The following is an 883-nucleotide window of genomic DNA, read 5'->3' on the forward strand; positions in this document are numbered from 1 at the left end:
TGCCGCATTCTGCCGCCACCAGCCATACCTCAGCTTGTCGATTCAGAGCGCCTCAAGGGTTCGCTGCGCCGGGCTTACGCCCGCCCTTGACCCGCTAACATCACCCACTCGGAATTCAAAAGAGGCACTTTTGCTTTGCTGCTCCGCTAGTGTTCTGTCCCAGAAGAAACTTTATGAAACGGGTAATGTCCTATGATCGAGTTTCCTCAAGGAGCGACCATGGGACGACCCGGCATTGCTGTGGAAGTATCGGCCAGCGAAAGAGAGCAACTTGTGGCGATGAGCCGCTCGCGTTCGCTTCCTCATTCGCTGGTACGTCGCGCGAAGATTGTGCTCATGGCAGCTGATGGTCATTCGAATGCCGAAATTGCTGCGCAGTGTGCGGTCACGCCGCCAGCGGTAACGCATTGGAAAAAGCGATTCGTCGCGCAAGGCTTGGCTGGGCTGCACGATCAAGCAAAAACCGGCCGCCCCCGTACGCATGACGATGAGACCATTGCGGAATTGCTCAGCAAGGTTCTGCGTGAGGCGCCCTCGGGTTCGACGCATTGGAGCGTGCGTGCAGCGGCAGAGGAAACGGGCATATCGAAGAGCTCCGTTGCACGCTACTTCGCCCTGTTCGGTGTGCAACCCCATCGTACAAAAAGCTTCAAGCTGTCCAACGACCCGTTTTTCGTCGAGAAGGTCCGCGACATCGTCGGCTTGTACCTGAGTCCTCCGACCAACGCATTGGTGCTGTGTGTCGATGAGAAGAGCCGTAAGCGCCTCGCGAAGGCCGTCCGCTATCCGGCGCGCACGTGAGGCATGATCGGGTATCGGGCGCTCGTGTTGGCGCGCTGGCAATCAGCCCGTGGAGGCAGGTGGGCAAGACTTCCCTGGCAGC

1 protein-coding gene is annotated in these 883 nt (G+C 58.9%); it reads left to right on the forward strand.

Features of this window, described 5'->3' with window-relative positions; all coding sequences use genetic code 11:
* Positions 1 to 219 precede the first annotated feature (219 nt).
* Entirely contained in the window at positions 220 to 801 is a 582-nt protein-coding gene (locus GWC77_RS28040; protein WP_254367235.1) for an IS630 family transposase, read from the forward strand.
* Positions 802 to 883: the final 82 nt, after the last annotated feature.

It is taken from the genome of Paraburkholderia sp. NMBU_R16 (assembly GCF_013282575.1).
GTDB lineage: Bacteria > Pseudomonadota > Gammaproteobacteria > Burkholderiales > Burkholderiaceae > Trinickia.

Coding starts and splice junctions, on each gene's coding strand:
- GWC77_RS28040 (WP_254367235.1), top strand. CDS start 220: ATGGGACGACCCGGCATTGCTGTGGAAGTATCGGCCAGCGAAAGAGAG.